Annotated in this window: 20 protein-coding genes and 2 pseudogenes; 10 read left to right on the top strand and 12 right to left on the bottom strand. The window is 58.6% G+C overall.

All coding sequences use genetic code 11. The features are described from left to right. Positions 1-38: 38 nt before the first annotated feature. Genes FHX16_RS26325 through FHX16_RS26310 form a run of 4 tightly spaced genes read left to right on the top strand, consistent with a single transcriptional unit; the run spans position 39 to position 3,486 of the window. Positions 39-824 (top strand): GntR family transcriptional regulator, encoded by a 786-nt coding sequence (locus FHX16_RS26325; protein ID WP_259131239.1) that lies wholly within the window; start codon positions 39-41, stop codon positions 822-824. Further along, complete coding sequence (locus FHX16_RS26320) at positions 817-1,167, top strand: TIGR04076 family protein (RefSeq protein WP_183758968.1); 351 nt, start codon at positions 817-819, stop codon at positions 1,165-1,167. Before FHX16_RS26325 ends, FHX16_RS26320 begins: the two co-directional genes overlap by 8 nt. A 10-nt stretch (positions 1,168-1,177) precedes the next feature. Next, entirely contained in the window at positions 1,178-2,230 is a 1,053-nt protein-coding gene (locus FHX16_RS26315) for an aldo/keto reductase (protein WP_259131248.1), read from the top strand. A 23-nt stretch (positions 2,231-2,253) separates the two neighbouring features. Continuing rightward, positions 2,254-3,486, top strand: coding sequence for an ABC transporter substrate-binding protein (locus FHX16_RS26310; protein ID WP_246712796.1), 1,233 nt, complete (start codon positions 2,254-2,256; stop codon positions 3,484-3,486). A gap of 140 nt (positions 3,487-3,626) precedes the next feature. On the opposite strand, the gene FHX16_RS26305 is transcribed toward FHX16_RS26310, so the two are convergent. The 3 genes and pseudogenes from FHX16_RS26305 to FHX16_RS26295 form a co-directional block, all read right to left on the bottom strand. Then, on the bottom strand, positions 3,627-4,400 hold the full coding sequence (locus tag FHX16_RS26305) for a Fic family protein (RefSeq protein ID WP_259131237.1): 774 nt from the start codon (positions 4,398-4,400) through the stop codon (positions 3,627-3,629). 71 nt (positions 4,401-4,471) lie between these two features. Next, complete coding sequence (locus FHX16_RS26300; RefSeq protein ID WP_259131235.1) at positions 4,472-4,645, bottom strand: hypothetical protein; 174 nt, start codon at positions 4,643-4,645, stop codon at positions 4,472-4,474. A 173-nt stretch (positions 4,646-4,818) separates the two neighbouring features. Next, positions 4,819-5,202 (bottom strand): annotated as a pseudogene (locus FHX16_RS26295) (transposase); the annotation flags it as partial. Positions 5,203-5,546: 344 nt separating this feature from the next. Between FHX16_RS26295 and FHX16_RS26290 the strand changes: the two are divergent. The 4 genes from FHX16_RS26290 (at position 5,547) to FHX16_RS26275 (ending at position 10,146) form a co-directional block, all read left to right on the top strand. Further along, positions 5,547-5,861 carry a helix-turn-helix domain-containing protein gene (locus FHX16_RS26290; RefSeq protein WP_183759038.1) on the top strand — a complete coding sequence of 105 codons (315 nt, stop codon included), beginning with the start codon at positions 5,547-5,549 and terminating at the stop codon, positions 5,859-5,861. After that, complete coding sequence (locus FHX16_RS26285; protein WP_259131233.1) at positions 5,854-7,107, top strand: type II toxin-antitoxin system HipA family toxin; 1,254 nt, start codon at positions 5,854-5,856, stop codon at positions 7,105-7,107. Before FHX16_RS26290 ends, FHX16_RS26285 begins: the two co-directional genes overlap by 8 nt. A 782-nt stretch (positions 7,108-7,889) precedes the next feature. Next, positions 7,890-9,425 carry a Fic family protein gene (locus FHX16_RS26280; protein WP_259131231.1) on the top strand — a complete coding sequence of 512 codons (1,536 nt, stop codon included), beginning with the start codon at positions 7,890-7,892 and terminating at the stop codon, positions 9,423-9,425. 97 nt (positions 9,426-9,522) lie between these two features. Further along, the gene (locus FHX16_RS26275) at positions 9,523-10,146 is read left to right on the top strand and encodes a gamma-glutamyltransferase (protein WP_246712792.1); all 624 of its coding nucleotides are present in this window, start codon (positions 9,523-9,525) and stop codon (positions 10,144-10,146) included. A gap of 8 nt (positions 10,147-10,154) precedes the next feature. Here FHX16_RS26275 and FHX16_RS26270 read toward each other — a convergent pair. Then, a pseudogene (locus FHX16_RS26270) lies at positions 10,155-10,328 on the bottom strand (VapC toxin family PIN domain ribonuclease); the annotation flags it as partial. A gap of 276 nt (positions 10,329-10,604) precedes the next feature. Here FHX16_RS26270 and FHX16_RS26265 point away from each other — a divergent pair. Next, on the top strand, positions 10,605-11,444 hold the full coding sequence (locus FHX16_RS26265; RefSeq protein ID WP_259131229.1) for a DUF6030 family protein: 840 nt from the start codon (positions 10,605-10,607) through the stop codon (positions 11,442-11,444). Positions 11,445-11,501: 57 nt separating this feature from the next. Here FHX16_RS26265 and atzF read toward each other — a convergent pair whose 3' ends face one another. From atzF to FHX16_RS26225, 8 genes are all read right to left on the bottom strand, one after another. Beyond that, positions 11,502-13,325, bottom strand: a complete 1,824-nt coding sequence (gene atzF / locus FHX16_RS26260; RefSeq protein WP_259131228.1) for an allophanate hydrolase — start codon at positions 13,323-13,325, stop codon at positions 11,502-11,504. Then, the gene (locus tag FHX16_RS26255) at positions 13,322-13,675 is read right to left on the bottom strand and encodes a cupin domain-containing protein (protein ID WP_259131226.1); all 354 of its coding nucleotides are present in this window, start codon (positions 13,673-13,675) and stop codon (positions 13,322-13,324) included. Before FHX16_RS26255 ends, atzF begins: the two co-directional genes overlap by 4 nt. Continuing rightward, a complete protein-coding gene (locus FHX16_RS26250; RefSeq protein ID WP_183758979.1) occupies positions 13,668-14,336 on the bottom strand; it encodes a cysteine hydrolase family protein in 669 nt (222 codons plus the stop codon). The genes FHX16_RS26255 and FHX16_RS26250 overlap by 8 nt, the downstream gene beginning before the upstream one ends. Further along, positions 14,336-15,886, bottom strand: coding sequence for an ABC transporter ATP-binding protein (locus tag FHX16_RS26245; RefSeq protein ID WP_259131223.1), 1,551 nt, complete (start codon positions 15,884-15,886; stop codon positions 14,336-14,338). The genes FHX16_RS26250 and FHX16_RS26245 overlap by 1 nt, the downstream gene beginning before the upstream one ends. Further along, the gene (locus FHX16_RS26240) at positions 15,883-16,584 is read right to left on the bottom strand and encodes a cysteine hydrolase family protein (RefSeq protein WP_183758983.1); all 702 of its coding nucleotides are present in this window, start codon (positions 16,582-16,584) and stop codon (positions 15,883-15,885) included. The genes FHX16_RS26245 and FHX16_RS26240 overlap by 4 nt, the downstream gene beginning before the upstream one ends. Before the next feature lie 272 nt (positions 16,585-16,856). Then, positions 16,857-17,783 carry an ABC transporter permease gene (locus FHX16_RS26235; protein ID WP_183759042.1) on the bottom strand — a complete coding sequence of 309 codons (927 nt, stop codon included), beginning with the start codon at positions 17,781-17,783 and terminating at the stop codon, positions 16,857-16,859. Continuing rightward, the gene (locus tag FHX16_RS26230) at positions 17,783-18,913 is read right to left on the bottom strand and encodes an ABC transporter permease (protein WP_183758988.1); all 1,131 of its coding nucleotides are present in this window, start codon (positions 18,911-18,913) and stop codon (positions 17,783-17,785) included. The genes FHX16_RS26235 and FHX16_RS26230 overlap by 1 nt, the downstream gene beginning before the upstream one ends. A gap of 17 nt (positions 18,914-18,930) precedes the next feature. Then, a complete protein-coding gene (locus FHX16_RS26225; protein ID WP_259131221.1) occupies positions 18,931-20,055 on the bottom strand; it encodes a BMP family ABC transporter substrate-binding protein in 1,125 nt (374 codons plus the stop codon). 340 nt (positions 20,056-20,395) lie between these two features. On the opposite strand from FHX16_RS26225, the gene FHX16_RS26220 reads away from it, so the two are divergent. Next, positions 20,396-21,082 carry a GntR family transcriptional regulator gene (locus FHX16_RS26220; RefSeq protein WP_183758992.1) on the top strand — a complete coding sequence of 229 codons (687 nt, stop codon included), beginning with the start codon at positions 20,396-20,398 and terminating at the stop codon, positions 21,080-21,082. Positions 21,083-21,435: the final 353 nt, after the last annotated feature.

Below are 21,435 nucleotides of genomic sequence, written 5' to 3'. Positions count from 1 at the left end.
AGCAACCGAAAAAACCGGCCTTCCACGGACCAGGCTCAATGGTAGTCCAGACGGGGGTAGTACCGTCTGCAGGAGCCCAGGCGAGGACGCCCGCCGATGGCGGTCACTACCGTGACGACGCGCTCGCTCCGGTCGGGCGCGAGACGCTGCAGGACCGCGTCTACTCGCAGCTCCGGAACTCGCTGATCAACGGCATGTTCGATGCAGGCGATGTTTTGCGCATCGTCGATCTCGCCGAGCGGCTGCAGACCAGCACCATGCCGGTGCGCGAGGCGCTTGGGCGCCTCGTGTCCGAACAGGCGCTGGAATCGCTGCCCAATCGCTCGGTGCGCGTGCCACTCATCACCCGTGAACGTCTCGACGATCTCGCCCGCGCCCGCATCTTGATCGAGGGCCAGATGGTTGCGCTGGCGTTGCCCAGTCTGATGGATGACGACTTTGCCGTGCTGAAGCAGATCAATGTCGATTGCGATCTCGCTTTCGAGCAGCATGGCAAGGATATTGGCCATGTCACATCAGCGCTGAACCAGCAGTTTCATTTCCACATCTATCATGCAGCGCGCTCGCAGGTGCTGATCCCGATCGTCGAGAGCCTGTGGCTGCAATCGGGCGCGATAATCCGCAAGGCCGCGCATATTCATGACGAACAGGGCGGACTTGCCGCCACCAATCATCACTGGGCGCTGATCGATGCGCTCGAAAAGCGCGATGTCGAGGCCGCGATCCGATCGCTTTCCAACGACATCAGCCGCTCCTTCGATCTGATCCGCGGGCGGCTGGACGCCGAACCTGAAGATCACGCGCCGGGAGACCATCATGGCTGAACCCATCGACGACGGCTTCGACCTTTTTGATCTGAGGGTCGACGTGATCATTCCGGAAGGAGGCGCGGTCTATTGCGGCGCCAAGCCGGGCGACCATTTCGAGCTCAAAGGCGAGATGCTGCACCTGCCACAGGGGCAGGGGATTTCGATCTACTCGCTCTCCTCCGTGCTGCCGCTGCTCGCGGCCAAGCAGCGTCCGACAGATCGCAACGACTGGATGACGACGGACGCCGACATCGCTTGCCCGGATCCCAATTGCTCGACACGGCTCAGGATCACCCGCACGGGCCTGCGCCGTTTCAGCCATGCCGCCACCACGGCGGTTCCCTTGAATGACGAGTAGGCCGACCAATATGCAGCGCATCACCATCGCCCCCGGTTACGCAATCTCCCGCGTCATTCGCGGCGGCTGGCAGCTGGCGGGCGGCCATGGCGCAATCGATGGCGAGAGCGCCCTCGAGGACATGATTGCCTTTGCCGATGCCGGCATCACCACCTTCGACTGCGCCGATATCTATACCGGTGTCGAGGAGCTGATCGGCCGTTTCCGCGTTGCCTACAAAAACCTGCGCGGCACTGAGGCCCTCTCGCGCATCCGCGTCCACACCAAGTTCGTTCCCGATCTCACGGTCCTGCCAAACATCAGCAAGGCTTACGTCGAAGGCGTCATCGATACCTCGCGCAAGCGGCTCAACCTCGATTGCCTCGATCTCGTTCAGTTCCACTGGTGGGCCTATGATATCGAGGGCTGGCTGGCGACGGCGAGCTGGCTGAAGGAGCTGCATGAGGCCGGCAAGATCGGCAAGATCAGCGGGACCAATTTCGACACCGATCATATCGAGGCGATCATCGGCTCCGGCGTGCCCTTCACCTCGCTGCAGCTGCAATATTCGCTGCTCGACCGGCGCCCGGAAAAGCGCATGGTGGCGCTTGCTCAGGAGAAGAGCTTCGCCTTGCTTTGCTATGGCACGGTGGCCGGCGGCTTCCTGGGCGATCGCTGGCTCGGCCAAAAGGAGCCGGAGCATCCGCTCGAAAACCGGTCGCTCACGAAATACAAGCTAATCATCGATGATTTCGGCGGCTGGGACCTGTTCCAGGTCCTGCTATCGACGCTGCGCGGGATCGCCGACCGCCACGGCACCGATATCGCGACCATCGCCAGCGCCGCCATGCTGACCAAGCCTGGCGTCGCGGCCGTGATCGTCGGCGCCCGCAATAGGGATCACCTGCAGTCCAATCTCGCCATCGCCGATATCGTGCTCAGCGAAACGGACAGGGCCGAGATTGATGCGGTCCTTGCGCATTCAAAGCCGCTCGACGGCGACGTTTATGCGCTGGAGCGGAACAGGGAAGGCCGCCACGGCAGCATTATGAAGTACAATCTCAACAAAGGGGAACAAAAATGAGAACGACATTCCTGCTTTCCGCCATGGTCGCTGCCCTTGCTGCGTCCACGGCGCCGACATTGGCGGCCGACTGCGACATCACCGTCGGCCTCGTCATGGAACTGACCGGTCCGGCCGGTGAATATGGCAAGGCGGGTGCCAAGTCCGTCGAGATGGCTTTCCGCGATATCAACGACGCCGGTGGCGTCAATGGCTGCAAGGTCGTGGCCGATACCCGCGACAGCCAGAGCCAGGGTAACGTTGCCGTCGATCAGGCGACGCAGCTCGTTAACATCAAGAAGGTGCCCGTCATCATCGGCGGCATCATCTCGTCAGTCTCGATCCCGATCCTGACATCGGTGACGGCGCCGGCCGGCGTCGTGCAGGTATCGCCTGCATCGTCTTCGCCGACGCTGACCGAGCTTGGCCGCAGCGGCAAGACCAACGGCGTCTTTTTCCGCACCATTACCTCCGATGCGCTACAGGGCACGGCGGCTGCGAAGTTCGCGATTGATCAAGGCCTGAAGAAGATCGCGATCATCAACGTCAACAACGATTTCGGCGTGAACATGGTCAAGGAGTTCGCGACCGCCTATCAGAAGCTCGGTGGCACGATCACCTCGACCACGCCCTATAACGAGAAGCAGTCGAGCTACGCCTCGGAAGCCAGCGCCGCCATGGCCGGTGATCCCGATGCGCTCTATCTCGTCAGCACTCCCGTCGATGGCGCCACCATTGCCCGCGCCTGGGTTTCCGGCGGTGGCAAGCAGACATTCCTGTTGAACGACGGCATGAACTCCAAGGACTTCATCGAGAGTGTCGGCGCGCAGTATTTGGAGAACGCCTATGGCACCTCCTCCGGCACCAGCCCGACGGCGTCGACCGAGTATTTCAACGGCAATTATGAAGCCTTCTCCGGCGGCATCTCGCCTTCTGCCCCGGCCGCTGACCGCTCCTATGATGCCGGTGCGATCGTCGCACTTGCCATCGCCAAGGCGGGCAAAGCGGATGCTGCCGCCATCAAGGCTGCGGTGCCGGGAGTGGTGGCCGAAGGCGGCACGCCGATCCATGCCGGCAAGGAAGAGTTTGCCAAGGCTCTGCAGCTCATCAAGGACGGCAAGCCTGTGAAGTACGAAGGCGTCATCGGCCCTGTCAGCTTCGATCAATACGGCGACATCACCGGCCCGTTCCGTCTCTGGAAGATCACCAATGGCGAGGTGACGACTGTTGGCGAATTGAGCGCCGAAGAGGTCAACAAGATAAAGACCGCGAAATAAGCGAAAAAGGCTCGGGGATCCCCCCGGGCCACTACTATCCTTTTCTAGGGTTTTCAGAAGCTTAGCTCATTTGAATAGTGCCGCGCTGGTTCTGTTCCCTTCAACTGCAAACCATTCAGATGGGCCTGACATCCGATTCATCAGGAAAGACCGTACCAGGCGCCGCGGCCGGCACCGTGCAGGATGAGGTGCCCTTGATCCACAAGTGCCTTGAGATGGTCCTTGATGGTGTGACGGCTTGCATTGGTGATCCGGGCAGCCTGCGCGACCGTAATCCGCCCTTGCTCGCGCGCCAACTCGAGCAATGTAACGGATAATTCCGCCATGTCGGCGAGGATAATACGCTCGCGCTCCATTTTCTTCTCAAGCCGGGTCTTCTGCCGATGCAGGGCTCTCAAAAAATACTCGATCCAGGGATTCCAGTCGGGCTGCGCGCTGCGGATCGTTCCCTGCGTGCGCCGAAGCGAGATGTAATAGCTCTCCTTGCTTTGCTCGATGATGCTTTCGAGCGAGCTGTACGGGACGTAAGCGTAGCCGGCCCGCAGGAGCAGCAAGGTGGTCAGAATACGCGATAGGCGGCCATTGCCATCCTGAAATGGATGGATTTCTAGGAAAACGACAACGAAGATCGCGACGACCAAAAGTGGATGGAGCCGCTTTTCTCGCCCTTGCTCATTCAGCCAGGCGATCAGTTCCTGCATTCGACGCGGCGTATCGAACGGCGAGGCCGTTTCGAAAACGATGCCGAGGCTCTCGCCCTCTTCGTTAAACGCTTCCACGTTGTTGGAGAGGGTTTTGTAGGCGCCGCGATGCCGCTCGGCCTTTGTCGAATGCGCAAGAAGGTCGCGGTGGAGCTGACGGATATGATTCTCGGTGAACGAAATAGCTTCGTAAGTATTGAAGATGGTCTCCATCACCTCCGCATGACCCGAGGCGGATATTTGCCAGCAGCTTTTTGACCTCCGGGTCGGTCAGGCGTGCCCCTTCAATACGTGTGGAGGAACCGACGTTCGATCGTGGCGACACGCCGAAGGATGGACAGCCCCTCAGGCGCGATCCGGCAGATCGCACGCCAAGCACCTTTGAATTCGTCGATTTCGGCGATGAGCGAAAGGATTTCGGGCGTGATCGGGACGGTCGCCGTGTTTAGAAATTCCATATTCCCATCCAATTCATGAGACACTCTCATGTACTATTATCCATCCGTTTCCATCCAATTACTACGAGATAGTTTGTCAGATCGGTCATTTGATCGCGCGCTACGTGTCTGGCCAGTCCTCACACGAGCGGATCATCGGCGGCCGCTTACGGTAAACGATCAGACTGACTAGTCTAGTCACCTGAATCTGAAGTTCGGTTCATTGTCTTCTGGCAAAAGCGTTTGACCGACGCGAGGATCTGGTCGGCGGATTTGACCCACTTGTATGGGGTGGGATTGTCGTTGTGGGTTTCGATGAAAGCGTCGATGTCGGCTTCAAGTTCTGCAGTGGAACGGTGTACGCCGCGCTGCAACTGTTTTCGCGTCAGCTCTGCGAACCATCGCTCGACCTGATTGATCCAGGATGCCGACGTTGGCGTGAAGTGAACATGCCAGTGTGGGCGGCGCGCGAGCCATGCCTTGACCCTTGGTCTCTTTTGGGTGGCATAGTTGTCCATCACCAGATGCACGTCCGGCCCATTGGGCATTTCGGCGTCAATCCGCTTCAAAAAGTCGAGGGCGGACATTTTCCAGCACCCGCTTCGAGGACATCGGTGCAATACGTACCTCGCGGAATTCGGACATTTTTTTCTGAAAATGACGTGATGAGAGATCGTGTTTGGGCATGCTCATTCCATTTCTTGTCAGCACCGGTGCCGAGGGCGAGCGGAAATAAGCGTCGGCGTTTAACGAAGCATGTAAGGTGGGGACGCCTCGCGGCGTCGTCTGAAAACGTCATTAATGATATGTAAACAGATCATGTGTTCTGAAATGATCCGTATGTTTATCTTTTTGTTTGACTGGAAGGGATGATCTTGCTAGCTCACCCACCAGCTCTAAGAAGACGGGACGGGTAAGGATGATGGCACGCTCCGAGTCAAACGCACTGCTGGATATCGGGCAACTGCTGAAGGCCGCTCGTAAGGTCCAGCGATTAACCCAAGAGCAGGTCGCCGACATGGCAGGCATATCGCGGCCTCGATACCGTGAAATCGAGGCTGGAAGTAGCGCCGCGCGTACGACGACTTTAATCAACATCGCCCGTGCTCTCGGGCTTGAGCTAATGCTCATCCCGCAGGCGATGGTGCCGGCCGTCGATGCTTTACTGCGGCCACACGACGATCTCGATGATCTTCCGGCATTCGTTGCAAATCCAGGCGGTGAACGTGGTGACTGAGGCCTTTCCCAATCCGAGATCCATCTCGTCGCTCGACGTGCTGCTGAACGACGTGAAGGTAGGCACGCTCGTAAGGACGCCCGGTGATTTCAACGCGTTCAGTTTCGATGATAGCTATCGCGCGACCGGCGGATTTCCCGTTCTTAGCCTGTCTTTTCGCGCCGCCAACGGGGGCTTGCGCAAAGACCCGAAGCCTATTGCCAGAGCCTTGCCGGCGTTCTTCGCCAATCTTCTCCCAGAGGACAAGCTGCGCGAGGCGATGGAAAAGCATCACGCCGATAGCATACGCGCCGGGAACGATTTCGACCTGCTTGTCGCACTCGGCTCGGACCTGCCGGGTGCCGTCCGCGTCGTGCCGAGCGACGGAACTGTGGTGCATCTCAACGATATACAAGTCCCGAAACCGAAAGCCCGGTTTTCGCTTGCAGGTGTGCAAATGAAGCTCTCAGTCATCAAGAACACGGGGAAGGGCGGCGGCGTGACCCTGCCGCTTGGTGACGAGCAGGGGTCGTATATCGCCAAGTTTCCGTCCACCTCATTTCCCGGCGTCTCGGAGAACGAGTATGCCAATCTTGCTTTGGCAGAAGCGATCGGCATGGAGGTGCCGGAACGCGAACTTGTCGAGCAATCGGAGCTCGAAGGAATTCCAAAAGAGTTCGAAACGCTGTCAGATGGAAAAGTCCTGCTCGTCAAACGCTTCGATCGTAGCATCAATGGTGAGCGGATCCATATCGAGGACTTCGCCCAGGTCTTCGGCGTCAATCCTTCCCGGAAGTATGAAGGAGCCGCCTATCATGATATCGCTGCGGCCTTGAACATTGCCGTGTCGTCCGCAGCCGCTCTCGAGTTCGCCCGCCGATTGGCTCTAGCTGCCTTGACGGGCAATGGCGACATGCACCTGAAAAACTGGTCATTGATCTATCGAGGTGTCGGTGACAAACCGGATCTCGCGCCTGTCTATGACGTGCTCTCGACGATCCCGTACATCCCGGCGGACGCCATGGCTCTGTCGCTCGCCGGCGAGCGTCCTTTCAAGGCATTGGATGCACAGCGATGGAAAGCCTTCGCCAATCGCGCGCGATTGCCGGAAGCCGCGGTTTTGAGGGTGGTGGTCGAAATGGTCGAGCGCGTAAATGGTCGCTGGTGGTCGCTACCGGAACGCGAGGTCGTTCCGGCAAAGGTTCTGGAGCGCATGGATGCACATGTCAGGCTGATGACACCGATCCTCTGCACATGTGCAACCTGAGTACCCGGTGGACCTCAAGGATCATGCTGATTTGTCGGCCTTGTCAGCCATCGCACGATAGGAGACAAGATCGGCGTTTTATCAACTATTATCAAGAACGTTGATCTTCTGTCCCGCTGTCAGCGTCGGCCATTCCTGGCTTGGGAACCTGCCTGAAGGCGCCTCCGACGATCGTCGTGGCCTGTGCATGACCCGGCTATGTCGAACGGGATCTCGTTGGCAAGACCGATCTGATTTTGATGAGGGAAAGTCTCCTCTACACTTGGATGTCCTTTCGATATGACATCAAAGCAGCGGAACTGCAGAGTCGCTGGTTCGGATCCCTCACATCAGGTCCCTCTAGGTGCTACTCTTCCGTGGCCAGGCCGTGAGTGCGATATCGATTAGCCGTTTCAACAGAGCATCGCAGGCGCCGTCCCTGACGCTCCGTCTGCACGCCGCGCAAGCTCTGCTTGAAAAGGCCGGTTGCGCCATCGACCGAGCAATCCAGAACCCGAATGCTGAAACGGTCAGCAAATGAGGAGCGATCAAATTCCCGATTGATCGGCTCCTTGCTTCCACGTGTGATACAAACTCGACATACATTGACGCTAAGTCGGATAAATCATCAACGGCACTTGGTTAAAGTGCCAAAGTTTTCATAAATGCTCACGCGCGACTTGTTAAATGCAGATTCAATCCATACGTTGCATCATGATTAAGTGCTGAAAATTTTCATTGATGATCTGCTAAGTCATAAATCTTTGCATTTTCAGCGCCGCGGGTGCGGCTAAGGAGAGAAAATGGTCGATATTCCAGATTTCATAGTGTCCACAACAGCGACTTCGCTTCAGATTTCGCGGGCAGTGCAAGCTGGCAAGCTTCGGCCCCTCGGTAGTCGATTGTTCACAAGTCATCTCTCGGGTGATCCTGCCGAACTGGTCAGGCGGAATGTATGGAAGATCGTCCCCCTCTATTTTCCTGACGCTGTCATCGTTGATCGCACCGCGCTCGAAATGAAGCCGGCAGGTGACGGAACAGTCTTCCTCGATGCCGGGTCAAAACGGGATGTCGAACTTCCTGGTATCACGCTCCGCGCACGTGTAGGTGTCGGGAGGGTGGTAGGCGATTTCCCTATGCGCGATAGTCTTTACTGTTCGTCGCGAGCGCGTGCATTTGTCGAAAACATGGTGTCCTCTCGCGCCCGAACCGGGGTTTCACGGACCGCTTCCCGAGTTGAGATTGAAGAACACCTCACCAAGTATCTTCGTACCAACGGAGAGGCTGGCCTGAATCTTCTGCGTGACCAGATTAAAGACGCAGGCCGCGTCCTCGGTTTGGTCAAGGAGTCCAACGACCTGGATACCATTATCGGTACGCTCCTCGGGACGAGGGACGTCAAGCTTTCGGCACCTTCGGCCATCGCCCATGCAACCGGGATGCCGTTCGATCACAAGAGGGTCGACCTGCTCAACTCAATGTACGACGTACTCAGGGCAAGGGCCCCTCAAAGTCCACGGATCGCTCATCTCAACGGTTCCTCGGCCGTGCACATGGCCTTTTTCGAAGCGTATTTCTCGAACTTTATTGAAGGTACAGAGTTCGAGGTCGAGGAGGCCGAGGATATCATCTTCAACGGGGCGATCCCGCCAGAACGGCCTGCAGACGCTCACGATATACAGGGTACCTTTGCCGTGGTGTCCAACCCAGACGACAACGGTCGAACACCCAAGAATTTCGAAGAATTTCTCGAACTGCTGAAGCAACGTCACCAGAGGATTATGGAAGGGCGTCCCGAAAAGAAGCCTGGAGAATTCAAGTCGTCCGGCAACAAAGCAGGTGCAACCATCTTCGTCAGGCCAGAAGATGTTGTCGGAACCCTACGACAAGGATTCGATATCTACCAACGACTCGAAGCGCCACTGGACCGGGCAATATTCATGATGTTCATGGTCGCGGAGGTTCACCCGTTTGCCGACGGTAACGGCAGGTCAGCACGCATTATGATGAATGCCGAACTGTCAGCAGGGAACGAAGCGCGGATCATCATTCCTACCGTCTACCGCTCGAACTATCTGGAGGGACTTAGGCTGATGAGCAACTACGGAAACCCGGACACTCTTCTCAAAACCCTCGAATTCGGACAGCGCTACTCACACGCAATCGATTGGACGACGCTGCCGGGTGCAATGGCACTTTTGAGCAAGACCAATGCTTTTGTCCTTCCAGAAGTAGGGGACCGCGAAGGCATACGGTTGCGTCTGCCGCGCGCCGATGACTACCACGACAACGACGGTGGTGATGGCACTGGTGGAGCAATGTCCGGAGGACCTGGTTAAAGCCATCGGAGACTTCGCGCCACCTGACCGACTTCCGGGACGATCTGAGGTTTTAAGACTCGATTCCGCCCTGTTGTGAGGTTCGTTCCGTCTGCGTTTGAAGCGCAAGCTGGATTATAAAGGAAAAACAATCACACTTATTCCGCCACGGTCTGAGGCGAGACTGGGTGGCACTGTCTACCTGTCCGCTTGTGACGAAAAGGGCATGATGGTTTCTTACATCCAGTCGAACTATTCGGGCTTCGGCTCGGGAGTTGTCATTCCCGGGACCGGCATCCATCTGCAAAACCGCGGGTTGGGCTTCACCACAGAAAAAGGTCATCCAAATCAGGTTGGACCCGGGAAACGGCCGTTCCATACGATAATCCCCGGCTTCCTGATGAAAGATAATCAGCCGTTGATGAGTTTCGGAGTCATGGGTGGCCCAATGCAGGCTCAGGGGCATGTACAGATGGTCGTGCGTATGATCGCATTCGGGCAGAACCCTCAGACGGCAAGCGACGCTCCACGGTGGCGCTTCGTTTCAGGTCGGGACGTGGCAGTCGAGCACACCATGCCGCAGGCGACGATTGACGGCCTTGTGAGCCGTGGTCACACCATCAGCCGGAATAGTCCCGACAACAGTTTTGCTTTCGGCGGCGCGCAACTTGTTTGCCGGTACCGTGACGGTTACATTGCCGGCTCTGATCATCGCAAGGATGGCGCGGCCTTGGGCCTCTGACTAGCGCAAACGCACGATCCCTTCATCACGACATTCCCGCCGTCCAACAGATCACAAACAGTTACCGCAATCTGTTGTTTTGCCCGCTTCGCACCCCTTCGCAGTATCCACAGGAGTTCGCACAGGCACGGCAAGGAAACAGCGATCAGCGATGCCTCCCCCAGGAGTATGTCGGCGGCTCGGCAAAGGGTGAACGGCTTTAGAAAGGCTGAAAGAAAAATAGCATGGCTGCCGCTAGAGGGCGGCTTCAGGACGTCGCTTCCTTGCAATTCTGGAACTCTACTCCAGAAATGCTAGGATGATTGCACGCCGGGGCGTCAACCTCAGCCCATGATCGCGGCAGTGTTCGCCTCGGCGGCGACACCATCAACGTCATGAAAAGCATAGCAAGCTGGCCGATATCTTCCATATCAGTTCAACCACTGCTATCTTAGAGATCTCGCATTTACCTCACGACGGTGCTTGATTTGGGAAGCCAGAGTTCAGGAAGTCGGATAACTAGGCCGCCGCTCTGGATAAAAAGCCGTAAAACGCCCCTCATCGGTCTTCTCTGTTTCGCTGTTGCGGGGAGCCTCGCGCTATCAAGCAATGCACACTTTTGGAGCTATCTCGCTCCACCAAGCGAATATCCTGTCGTTCAAAAGCAGGCACGATTAACGCGGTCGACCGGCGACTTGATTGCCGTGGGTGCCGATGCACGCCCATACGTGTTGAAGGGAACGCGCCTTTTCGATGCTCCGGTTTCTGAACTGACAAGCCAGTTCTCGCGCACATGGCGGATTTCGGGGCCTGAGATTTGCACTGCGTTTCGTGACGCGGGCATCGACACGACGCAATGGCGTGCCGCTTCCATGCGAAGTGTGAACTACGAGTGCTACTTTCAGCGCATTTACGAGCGAGACGAGGTCCGTCCTCTTCGGTCGACGTTTCTGCGTGTTCGAGGCAATCCATCGGGCGATATCACTGAGATCACCGGTAGAATTGTCGGGCCGAACACAGATGATCAGGGGGTGCTTGATCCCTCCCTTATGCGCATCTTCGAGGTCATCGTCGGCCAGGCGGGGTGGGGGGACTTTCAGGAAGCCCTGATCCCGGTCCAGAAACTCGCTGACACCAGATATGAGCGCTTTGGTGCATATTTTGACTTCAGAAGAGAGCCCAGCCAGGAGAACAGTTACAATTTTTCGCTGGTCCTTTCCCAGGCTTCTGACCAGCAGACTCGCACGAGAGCTTATTTCTCCGAGAACCGCTGGCTGATTTATCCAGATGACCAGAGGACCCGCCCCGTTCTTCGGTAGTCTCGAACAGATAACTGAAACAGATCTGTAATTGCCTGCTATTTCATGGATGGGCCATCAGCCGACCTTGTGTGCCAACGAAAGCTCTCGCTGATAGGTCCGCCAGCCGCCGTAGTTCGTTATGTCAACTGCTCCGACAAGCGCCAGTGGTTCAACCAGGAACCCCTTTGCGGACGTGCCATCCGACAGCATGATGGTTCCGATGCTCATGGGAGCAGGGATGGCTGCCACGAAGGCACCGAAAGCAGCGGTTGTTAGCTTCCAGACTTCCACTTCGATCTTCCTTCCTTCGCCTTCGCCAACACGTGTCATGCCGGGTTTTAGCGGCACGGTCCCGGTGAGCGCATAAAGCCGGTACGCGCCGGACGTCCATGCGTCGCGAGAGAATTTTCCACCGAGATCGGTAAGCTGATGGTTCAGTGGCATGCCTGACAGGTGTGCGCCGACGACAACGATATCGATCAGGTCCTCACTTTCAGTGTCCGACGCGGGAGGAGCGTAGGGAGGCTGCGACCACTCCGTCGCCCCGAGCCTCATGCCGGTTGCCCGATGCAGATCCCGGGCAACAGTTGCTGCAAGCCCGTCTCGACCGGAGGGAGCAAGCAGCGTCACGCTCGCGGGAAGTCCGTCGGAGCGCGTGCCGGTCGGCACGGCGATACCGCATAGGTCGAGCAGGTTGACGAAGTTCGTATACGTTCCGAGGCGCGAATTCTCGCGGATCGGCTCGGCCTCGATATTGGCGAGCGTAAAATGAGTGGGGGCGGTTGGTACGCAGAGAAGATCGACCGATGCGATCAGCGGAGCGACCTCTTTCTTCAGTTCCTGCAGCGCATAAAATCCGCTGAACGCATCGGCTGCCGAAAGTGTCCTGGCGGCACCATAGATCTTGCGGGTCACCGGATGAAGGCTCTGCTCCTCGGCGTCGAAAAACGGCTTGATGGCGGCATAGCGTTCAGCCACCCAGGCGCCCTCATAGAGCAGGTTGGCGACCCTGTAGAAGGCCCCGAAGGGTATTTCAACCAGTCTGTGGCCAAGTTTTTCCAACGTGGACAGCGCGTTGAAATAGGCCTCTTCCATCACGGCGTCGCCGAAGAATTGCAGCTCGGCTTTCACAGGTACGCCGATGGCGAGGACCGGCGGAACCTTCCCGTAGCCGGTCGCTGCAATGGTCTTGGAATAAGGGTCCGTCTCATCATGTTGGGCGGTGACGCTGAACACGGTCCATGCGTCATCGACCGTGAGTGCGAAGACCGAGACACAGTCGAGTGTGCGACACGCGGGAATGACACCTGTTGTCGAGAGCGCGCCGACACTTGGCTTGAGGCCGACAATATTGTTGAGACCTGCTGGAATACGGCCCGAACCGGCCGTGTCTGTGCCGAGTGCAAAACTGACGATGCCGTGCGCTGTTGCCACGGCCGAACCGGAGGAAGAACCGCCTGGGACCAGTTTTGGATCGATGGCGTTTTTCGGGATCGGATAGGGCGAGCGCACACCAACCAGACCCGTCGCGAACTGGTCGAGATTGGTCTTGCCGATCACCAGCGCGCCGGCGTCCCGCAGCAGGCGGACGATGGTGGCGTCCTGTTCCGGCAGATAGGCATAGTTGGGGCAGGCTGCGGTCGTTGGCATCCCGGCGACATCGATATTGTCCTTCACCGCGAAGGGAATGCCGAACAGCGGTCGTGAGGGATCGAAGCTGCCGAGCCTTTCCGCCTCAGCCAGGAGAAAACTCTTTTCTGCAAGATGAATGAAGATGCCGGGATCGTTCACCGCGGCAATCCGGGCGAAGACCGTTTCGACCATCGCGGCGACACTGCCACCACTGCGATAAAACGCGTGCAACGAGCCAATATCGAAGGCTGGTATCGTCGAATTCATGCTTTTTCCTCTTCCAGTATTGTTACGGGCCGGTCCCACTGAATGAGCACGACACAACCCGTATCGCTCCAGACCGAATGCTCGGTACCGGGCGCATTGACGACGTAACGACCACGGCCGTAGTTGCCTGCCTCGTCTGATTGTACTCCCTCGAGGACCAGAATGGTCTCCAGCCCTTCATGTCGATGATGTGGAACGGAAGCGCCGGCCTCATATTTCAGCAGGGCAACGCCTGGCTGGTCGTCTTGGAAGGGACGGATCCAGTGGATTGTCACGTTTTTCCGGAAGGGGCCGAACTCCAGCTCCTTCCAGCCGTCTGTGGTCAGCAGGTCTAGGGTCGTTTCAGGCATTGGTGATGCTTTCCAGAATGTCATCGACATGGGCCGTCCAGCCAACAATCGCGCCCTGGGCACGGATCATGGCGATGGTGGCCGCCTTGAACTCAGGAAAATAACTCTCCGTCGCCTCCTCGGCGAGCAGGCATTGATAGCCACGATCGTTCGCTTCGCGCATCGTGGTCTGTACGCAGACCTCGGTCGTCACACCCGCGAAAACAAGTTGTTTGATACCCCTCTGCTGCAGCACTTCGCTAAGCTCGGTGTTATAGAAGGCACCCTTGCCGGGCTTTTCGATGATGACTTCCCCCTCGGCGGGAGCGAGTTCGGGCAGGATTGCGGTGCCCGGCTCGCCCGAGATCAGAATGCGACCCATCGGGCCTTCGTCGCCGATGCGGAGTATCGGGCTGCCACGGTCGCGTTTTGCCGGCGGCAGGTCCGAAAGATCGGGCTTGTGGCACTCCATCGTGTGAATGACCGGCAAGCCGGCATTGCGGAAGCCCTGGATGAGCCGTTTGACATCAGGCACGATCCTGGTGATGCGACTGACATCATTGCCGAGGCTGGCGCCAAAGCCGCCGGGTTCGGCGAAATCGCGCTGCATGTCGATGACGATAAGGGCAAGCTGGTCGTGCCTGACCGGGAAGGCGAAGGGTTCTGCCTTGATCTTTGCCATCAGTGATGCCCCGCCATGTGAGCGCCGATCGCGCCGATGTCAGCCGATCGCGCCTCTGTCTCGTAGACCAGCCTGCCTTCAGAAATCACCATGATGCGATCGGACATCTCAAGAAGCTCGTCGAGGTCTTCAGAAAGCAGGAGGACCGCCGTACCGCAATTGCGCGCCTTAATGATGCGGGCACGAATTTCGGCGACGGCCGAGAAATCGAGGCCGAAACAAGGGTTCGAGACGATTAGCAGGGCAACCTCACCAGTCAGTTCGCGCGCGAGAACCGCGCGCTGCACATTGCCGCCCGAAAGTGCCGCGATCGGCGAGGAAGAAGAGGCCGTCTTCACCTTGAAGTCGGAGATCAACGCGGTGGCGCGTTTCCTCATCCACCCCTTGTTAAGCCAGATCGCATCACTGCCGTCTGCCTTCAGGTCGAAGGTGCGAAAGGCGAGGTTTTCGCTGACCGTCATGCGCGGCGCGCAGGCGTTCTGAAGCGGTTCTTCGGGAATGAACCGGACTTTGTTCATGCGAGTCTCGGGACGCGTCGCGCCATAGGCGTCGCCGTTGATGGTAACGCGGCCGCTTTCGGCGGGCCGCTGCCCGGCCAGGATTTCCGTCAGCTCCTTCTGGCCATTGCCGGAAATGCCGGCAATGCCGACGATCTCGCCCGAGCGGACCATCAGATTATCGATCTCGATGGTCTTGAGGCCAGAGCGGTCGGCCGCCTTGACCTTTTCCATCTTGAGGACGGGCTTGGCTATTTCGGAAACCAGAACGCGGGTATCGAGCTCGGCGAGTTTCACATCGCCAATCATCATTGCCGCCATGTCTGATGTGGAGATCTCGCCAACCTTGCCACTGCCGACCAGCTTGCCACGCCGCAGGACCGAGACGGCATCTGCAAACTTTGTCACCTCGTGGAACTTGTGAGAGATCATCAGCACCGTCAGCTCACCGCGCCCGGTCATGTCACGCACGAGGCTGAGCATTTCGTCGGCCTCGGCTGGTGTCAGCACGGATGTCGGCTCATCGAGCACCAGGAAGGAGCGGCCGAGATAGAGCTGCTTGATGATCTCCAGCTTCTGCTTTTGACCCGCGGCCAGTTCGCTGACGGGACGGTCGAGCGGGATCTTGAAGGGCATGCGCTCCATGAACGCGGCAAGGTCCTTCCGTTCCTTTGCCCAGTTGATGACAGTGGGCACTTCGGCGCGGCTGATGACAAGATTTTCGGCGCCTGTCAGCGAGGGAACAAGCGTGAAATGCTGATAGACCATGCCGAGGCCGTAGTTGCTGGCGTCCTTCGGTGAGGCGATCGTCACCTCGTGGCCGTCAACCGAAAGCGAGCCAGAGGTCGCGTGGTAAAAACCCATAATGCATTTGACGAGCGTCGACTTGCCGGCGCCGTTTTCGCCGAGCAGGGCGTGGAAGCTGCCGGCAGGGACCTTGATCGATACATGATCGAGCGCGGTGAAGGCGCCAAAGCGCATCGTCATATCGATTGTGTCAATGCCTATAGCCGTGCCGGGTTGCGGGAGCGGAGTGTCTCGGACTGTCTTCATGGCAGCTGGCTCACGAGCGTTTCGGAGTTGGCGACGGAGCCGAACACGCCGCCCTGCATCTTCACCATCTTGATGGCGGCGAGATGATTGCCGTAATCAGTGGCGCCGCAGCAGTCCTCGATCAACAGGCACTCGAAGCCGCGATCGTTTGCCTCGCGCATCGTCGTATGAACGCAGACATCGGTGGTGATGCCGGTCAGGATGATGTTCTCGATCCGCTTCTGGTTGAGGATAAGCTCCAGATCCGTAGCGCAAAAGGAACCCTTGCCAGGTTTGTCGATGATCGTCTCTCCCTCGATCGGCTTCAACTCATCGATAATGTCCCACCCCGGTTCTCCACGAACGAGGATGCGGCCGCAGGGGCCGGCGTCACCGATCCCGGCGTTGATGCGCTGCGAGCGCCAGCGCTTGTTGGCGGGCAGATCCGCGAGATCAGGCCGATGGCCCTCGCGGGTGTGGATGACGTGGTAGCCCTTGGCGCGCATGGCCGAAAGAACTCGTTTGATCGGCTCGATCGGCGCGCGCACCAGCGAGAGGTCATAGCCCATGTGATCGACATAGCCGCCCGGACCGCAGAAATCGGTCTGCATGTCGATGATGATGAGTGCCGTGTTGTCGGGTCTCAGCGCGCCGTTGTAGGGCCAGGCATAAGGATCGGCATTGATGTAGTGTCCCTTCATTTCGACCATCGCATCCATTGTCTTCTCCTATTCACCTGCAAGTTTGAGGGTTTCGCCAAGGCGGCGCACCCGGGTGCCGCGCCTGGGTGCCGAAGCCGCGGGATGCGCCGTCGACGACCTTCTGATCGTCTCCCCCGTCAACTGATCGCTGACGAAAACGAAGCTGCGCAATCCGGAATACGGGGCGTAACCGGCGCAAGCCATCAAGGGCGACGTAATCGCGGCGGGGAAAATGGGAGGCGCCCTGACCTGACGTGTTGAGGCTGCAGAAACCATTCATGGCAGATCCTCTATTTCGTGAGCGACAACGCGCCGGGGGCTCCGGCAAGCGAGCGGGTCGGCGAGGACGTGGCAATCAGGATGGCGAGCGTCAGAACGTAGGGCGCTGCGTAGAACAGGTAGTAGCCCTTTGTGACGCCGACCGACTGCAGGGCAGGGCCAAGCGCACCCGCTCCGCCGAAGAGAAGTGCGGCCAGAAAGCAGCCGATCGGGTTCCAGCGCGCGAAGATTACCAGCGCCACCGCCATCAGGCCCTGCCCGGAAGAGATCCCTTCGTTCCAGGAGCCTGGGTAATAGAGCGAGAGATAGGCACCGCCGACGGCGGCAAGGGATCCGCCTACACCGGTCGCCAGCAACCGGACACGCTCCGGATTGATCCCCATCGCTTTCGCCGCATCAGTGCTGTCGCCAACCACACGCAGGACGAGACCGATCCGGGTGTTTTTGAACGCCCACCACAAGAAGAGCGCAAGCAGGCCGCCAAGGATGAACAGCACGTTGATGTTCAGGGCCGCCTGAACCTGTGGAAGATTTGACCAGGCGCCAAGCGGGATCGACGGCAGATGAGGGGCTGCCGGCTGGATGAACGGCTTACCAAGAAAGAACGCCAGTCCGAGGCCGAATTGCATCATGGCGATGCCGATCGCGATGTCGTTGACCTTGGGCCACTTGCAGATCCATCCGTGCAGCAGACCGAAGATCGCGCCGGTCCCCATCGCCGCCAAAACGCCGAGCCATGGCGAACCGCTGAGCACGGCGAGTGCGTAGGCCGTCATGGCGCCGAAGACGAGCGTGCCCTCAAGCCCGAGATTGATGCGGCCGGAGCGTTCGGTGATGGTTTCGCCAAGGCTGACGAAGATGAAGGGTGTCGAGACGCGGATGGCGCCTGCAAGGATCGCGAGGGGGACGCCCCAGATTCCAATGCCGCTTGCTTCCATCATGAGCGCCTTTTCCAGAGGTCGGGATTGAAGATCTTGAAGCGACCGTAAAAGGTCTCGCAAAACAGGATTACGACGAAGAGCGTTCCCTGCAGCACCAGCACGGTCGCGTCGGGCAAGCCCATCCGGCGCTGGATCAGCCCACCGGATGCGTCTATGCCGCCAAGCAGGATGGCGACCGGAATGATTGCCAGCGGATTGTGGCGCGCCAGGAAGGCGACAAGGATGCCGGTATAGCCATAGCCCGCGGCAAGCGAGGCATTGGCGCTGCCCTGGACAGCTGCAACCTCGATCATGCCGGCCAGACCGGCAAAGCTGCCGGCGATTGCCGTGAAGCCGACGATCAGGCGGCCGACAGGCAACCCCTGGATCTGGGCCGCGCGAACGTTGCCGCCGGCGATACGCGCCGCAAAGCCATAGCTCGTGATCTCGATCAGCACCCATGAGACGATGCAGGCGACGACACCGATGGCGAGCCCCCAATGCACGTCCATTCCGGGGATCTTGCCGAGCATATCTTGCGCGGGAAGGGGAGCTGTGGAGGGTTTGTTAAGGCTCGCCGGATCGCGCAGTGGCCCTTCCACGAGCTGGTTCATCAGCGCGATGGCGATATAGGCGAGGAGTAGCGAGGAAATCGTCTCGTTGACACCGCGGTAGTGTCGCAGGAACCCTGCAAAACCAATCCAGATGCCGCCGACGATCATCGCTACCGCCGCCATCAGAACCAGGAGGAGGAGGGCAGGTAATGTTCCGACAAACGGCACGGCCGCGGCCGCAGCCGCAACGCCCCCCAATACCACTGCGCCCTCGCCGCCGATGATGACGAGCCCCAAGCGGGCCGGCAAGGCGACGCAGAGCGCTGTCAGAAGCAGCGGGGCGGCCCGACTGAGGCTGTTCTGGATCGAGAACCAACTGCCGAAGCCGCCCGTGTACATCAGTTGGAACAAGGTGGCCGGCGATTTGCCGATCACCAGAATGAAGAGGGAGAAGAACGCCAGTCCGATCAGAATTGCACCGAAGCTGATAACAACAGGTTCCGCGCGCCGTGCGAGCCATTCGAAGATGTGTCTGATTACGGACGGTCGATCGGAAGCGATCGCTATTGCAGACGTGTTTGCCTCGACTGTCATGGCGTTTCTCCCCTGGCTCAGGCCGTGGATCCGACGACGCCTTCCACCAGGTAGGCCATGCTCTCGAGCTCGATGGCATCCTCGGCATAGCTCTTGTCGGCCGTGACGACGACGTTGCCCTTGTTGTCCTTGATCGGACCCTTAAAGACGGAGAACTTGCCCGCCGTCATCTCGGCAAGCGTCGCGTCAAACTTTGTGCGTCCCTCGGCCGGCACTGCAGGTCCGAGCGGACTCATCTTGACGAAGCCATCCTTGAGGCCGCCGCGCACGAAGTTGCCGAGCTTTTCGCCGGCCTGTGCCTTCTTGACAAAATCGGTGTAGACGTTGCCCCACGCCCATTCGGCGCCGGTCAGATATTTTTCCGGCGCCAACGGACTCTGGTTTGCGTGATAGCCGCAGACGAAAGCTCCGCGGCCGGCAGCAGTCTCGACAACAACCTTCGGGCTGTCGACATGGCAGGTGATCACATCGGCGCCCTGGTCGATCAGCGCATTGGTCGCTTCCGCTTCCTTGACGGCAAGCGACCACTCGCCGGTGAAGATAACCTGGCAGGTAATCGATGGATCGACCGAGCGCGCGCCGAGCAGGAAGGCGTTGATGTTCTGCAGCACCTGCGGGATCGGCTTGGCGGCGACGAAACCGATCTTCTTGCTCTTCGAGGTGTAGCCGGCGGCAACCCCGTTCAGGTATTGGCCCTGGAAGATGTAGCCGAAATATGAACCCGTATTCATCGGGTTCTTGCCTTCCTGCCAGAGACCGCCACAATGGCGGAACTGGATATCCGGGTACTTTGCCGCCATCGCCAGCATATGAGGGTCGAAATAGCCGAACGACGTCGGGAAGATCAGCGTCGCGCCGTCGAGATTGATCATCGATTCCATCGTCTTCTGGACATCGACGGTTTCCGGTACATTTTCCTCTTCGACGATCGTGACACCCGAAACCGCCTTCAGTGCAGCCGCACCTTCAGCATGCGCCTGATTGTAGCCGTAGTCGTCCTTGGGGCCGACATAGATGAAGCCGACGGTTAGCGCGCTCTGGGCGAAGGCGCGGTCAGGCAACAGGCCCGGGGTCAAGGCGAGTGCGCCGGCTGCTGAAGCCTGAAGAAAATGGCGGCGGGTCATGGGAAGGAGTTTGGTCATCGGAATGCTCCTTGCGGCAAGGGCCGGTTCGAAAAAATGTTACAGAAAAGTGCATGCAATGAGCGTGCCAAGAGGTAAGGCGTTGTTTAAGAACGCTTGTTGGTAAACGGAGAATCGCTGATGCGGAAAGTGCATACAGATTGATCGATAAAATGCATAAATAGTAATCAAAGATTACTGGATGTTCATCGGTAGGCGAAAGGTCAGGCTCTCCGCGGTTGTGAGATGGACTTAATGGTGCGGAAACAACCGATTTTACAGTCACTTCATGACTTCATTTGACTTCTTGAGCCATGGGCGCCATCTGTATGCATAGTGTCAAAGTGAGCAGATTCGCACCGTGAAGCACGCCGGCCGCAGACATGTCATCCGTACCGGAACCACTGTCGAACAGATGGTGCGGGCGATTTCCGACATGATCGTCACGGGACTGATCCTCCCCGGCGCGAAACTGGACGAAGGTTCGCTCGCAACTCGTTTCGACGTTTCGCGAACGCCGGTAAGAGAAGCCCTGCGCGAACTCGGTGCCATGGGATTGATCGATCGCGAGCCGAACCGAAGCGCCGTGGTCGCCACCGTCACGGAGACCTACCTGCATTCGATGTTCGAGGCGATGGCGGAACTCGAGGGGATCTGCGCCAGGCTGTCGGCAGCGCGAATGACAGTCGATGAGCGGCGGGCGCTGGAACTCGGGCACAAGGCGTCGATGAGGCTCGTGCATGCTGGCGCAGAAGAGGAATATTCGGTTTACAACACCGAGTTCCACACCCGGCTTTATCGAGGTGCGCACAATGATCATGTCTTAGAGATGGTGACCCAGACACGGGCGCGGCTTGCCCCCTTTCGGCGAGCGCAGTTCCGTCTCCCCGGGCGACTGGCAAAATCCTATCAGGAGCACGACCGGATTGTCACCGCGATCCTGAGAGCGGATGGTGCGGCCGCGGGGCAGGCTGCATATCAGCACGTAGAGCTTGTCAGTGATGCCAGCGCGGTGTTCGCAACAGCCGTCGCGCGGAGAGGCGCGTAGTTAAAATTCTCACGTGATGTCAATAACCTAGCTAATCGACTCTGAAATTCCCGATATTGTCCGCGGCGAGCGACCGTGGATGCCACCTTTGTGTCCTGGCTTTGGGCCTCGCTCAACATGAGGCCAGAGCGGCAATGGTTTCCGCTCTCGGCGGCCCAAAGCCGCGGTTATCAGCGTCCAGGGCCGCGTCGTCCGAAGACACTTTGCAAGGCCTTCCGGACGAGCGCCTTGAATGCGGCCTCTGTCGAGGTAAGCGGAATTTCCAGTGGATTGCCGCAGCAACCGCGAGGCGAGGTCGCCTCAGCGTGGCAGCATTGCCCGTTGGGCAACCCCTGAAGGTCGTCGAATTTTTC

Source organism: Rhizobium sp. BK661, from assembly GCF_024808825.1.
Taxonomy (GTDB): domain Bacteria; phylum Pseudomonadota; class Alphaproteobacteria; order Rhizobiales; family Rhizobiaceae; genus Rhizobium.
Note: the sequence above shows the minus strand (reverse complement) of the source record. Positions and strands in the feature narration are given on the sequence as shown.

Excerpts from the sequence above, each read along its gene's own strand:
- FHX16_RS26325 (WP_259131239.1), top strand. The coding sequence starts at position 39 with ATGGTAGTCCAGACGGGGGTAGTACCGTCTGCAGGAGCCCAGGCGAGG.
- FHX16_RS26320 (WP_183758968.1), top strand. The coding sequence starts at position 817 with ATGGCTGAACCCATCGACGACGGCTTCGACCTTTTTGATCTGAGGGTC.
- FHX16_RS26315 (WP_259131248.1), top strand. The coding sequence starts at position 1,178 with ATGCAGCGCATCACCATCGCCCCCGGTTACGCAATCTCCCGCGTCATT.
- FHX16_RS26310 (WP_246712796.1), top strand. The coding sequence starts at position 2,254 with ATGGTCGCTGCCCTTGCTGCGTCCACGGCGCCGACATTGGCGGCCGAC.
- FHX16_RS26305 (WP_259131237.1), bottom strand. The coding sequence starts at position 4,400 with ATGGAGACCATCTTCAATACTTACGAAGCTATTTCGTTCACCGAGAAT.
- FHX16_RS26300 (WP_259131235.1), bottom strand. The coding sequence starts at position 4,645 with ATGGAATTTCTAAACACGGCGACCGTCCCGATCACGCCCGAAATCCTT.
- FHX16_RS26290 (WP_183759038.1), top strand. The coding sequence starts at position 5,547 with ATGGCACGCTCCGAGTCAAACGCACTGCTGGATATCGGGCAACTGCTG.
- FHX16_RS26280 (WP_259131231.1), top strand. The coding sequence starts at position 7,890 with ATGGTCGATATTCCAGATTTCATAGTGTCCACAACAGCGACTTCGCTT.
- atzF (WP_259131228.1), bottom strand. The coding sequence starts at position 13,325 with ATGAATTCGACGATACCAGCCTTCGATATTGGCTCGTTGCACGCGTTT.
- FHX16_RS26255 (WP_259131226.1), bottom strand. The coding sequence starts at position 13,675 with ATGCCTGAAACGACCCTAGACCTGCTGACCACAGACGGCTGGAAGGAG.
- FHX16_RS26250 (WP_183758979.1), bottom strand. The coding sequence starts at position 14,336 with ATGGCAAAGATCAAGGCAGAACCCTTCGCCTTCCCGGTCAGGCACGAC.
- FHX16_RS26245 (WP_259131223.1), bottom strand. The coding sequence starts at position 15,886 with ATGAAGACAGTCCGAGACACTCCGCTCCCGCAACCCGGCACGGCTATA.
- FHX16_RS26240 (WP_183758983.1), bottom strand. The coding sequence starts at position 16,584 with ATGGATGCGATGGTCGAAATGAAGGGACACTACATCAATGCCGATCCT.
- FHX16_RS26235 (WP_183759042.1), bottom strand. The coding sequence starts at position 17,783 with ATGGAAGCAAGCGGCATTGGAATCTGGGGCGTCCCCCTCGCGATCCTT.
- FHX16_RS26230 (WP_183758988.1), bottom strand. The coding sequence starts at position 18,913 with ATGACAGTCGAGGCAAACACGTCTGCAATAGCGATCGCTTCCGATCGA.
- FHX16_RS26225 (WP_259131221.1), bottom strand. The coding sequence starts at position 20,055 with ATGACCAAACTCCTTCCCATGACCCGCCGCCATTTTCTTCAGGCTTCA.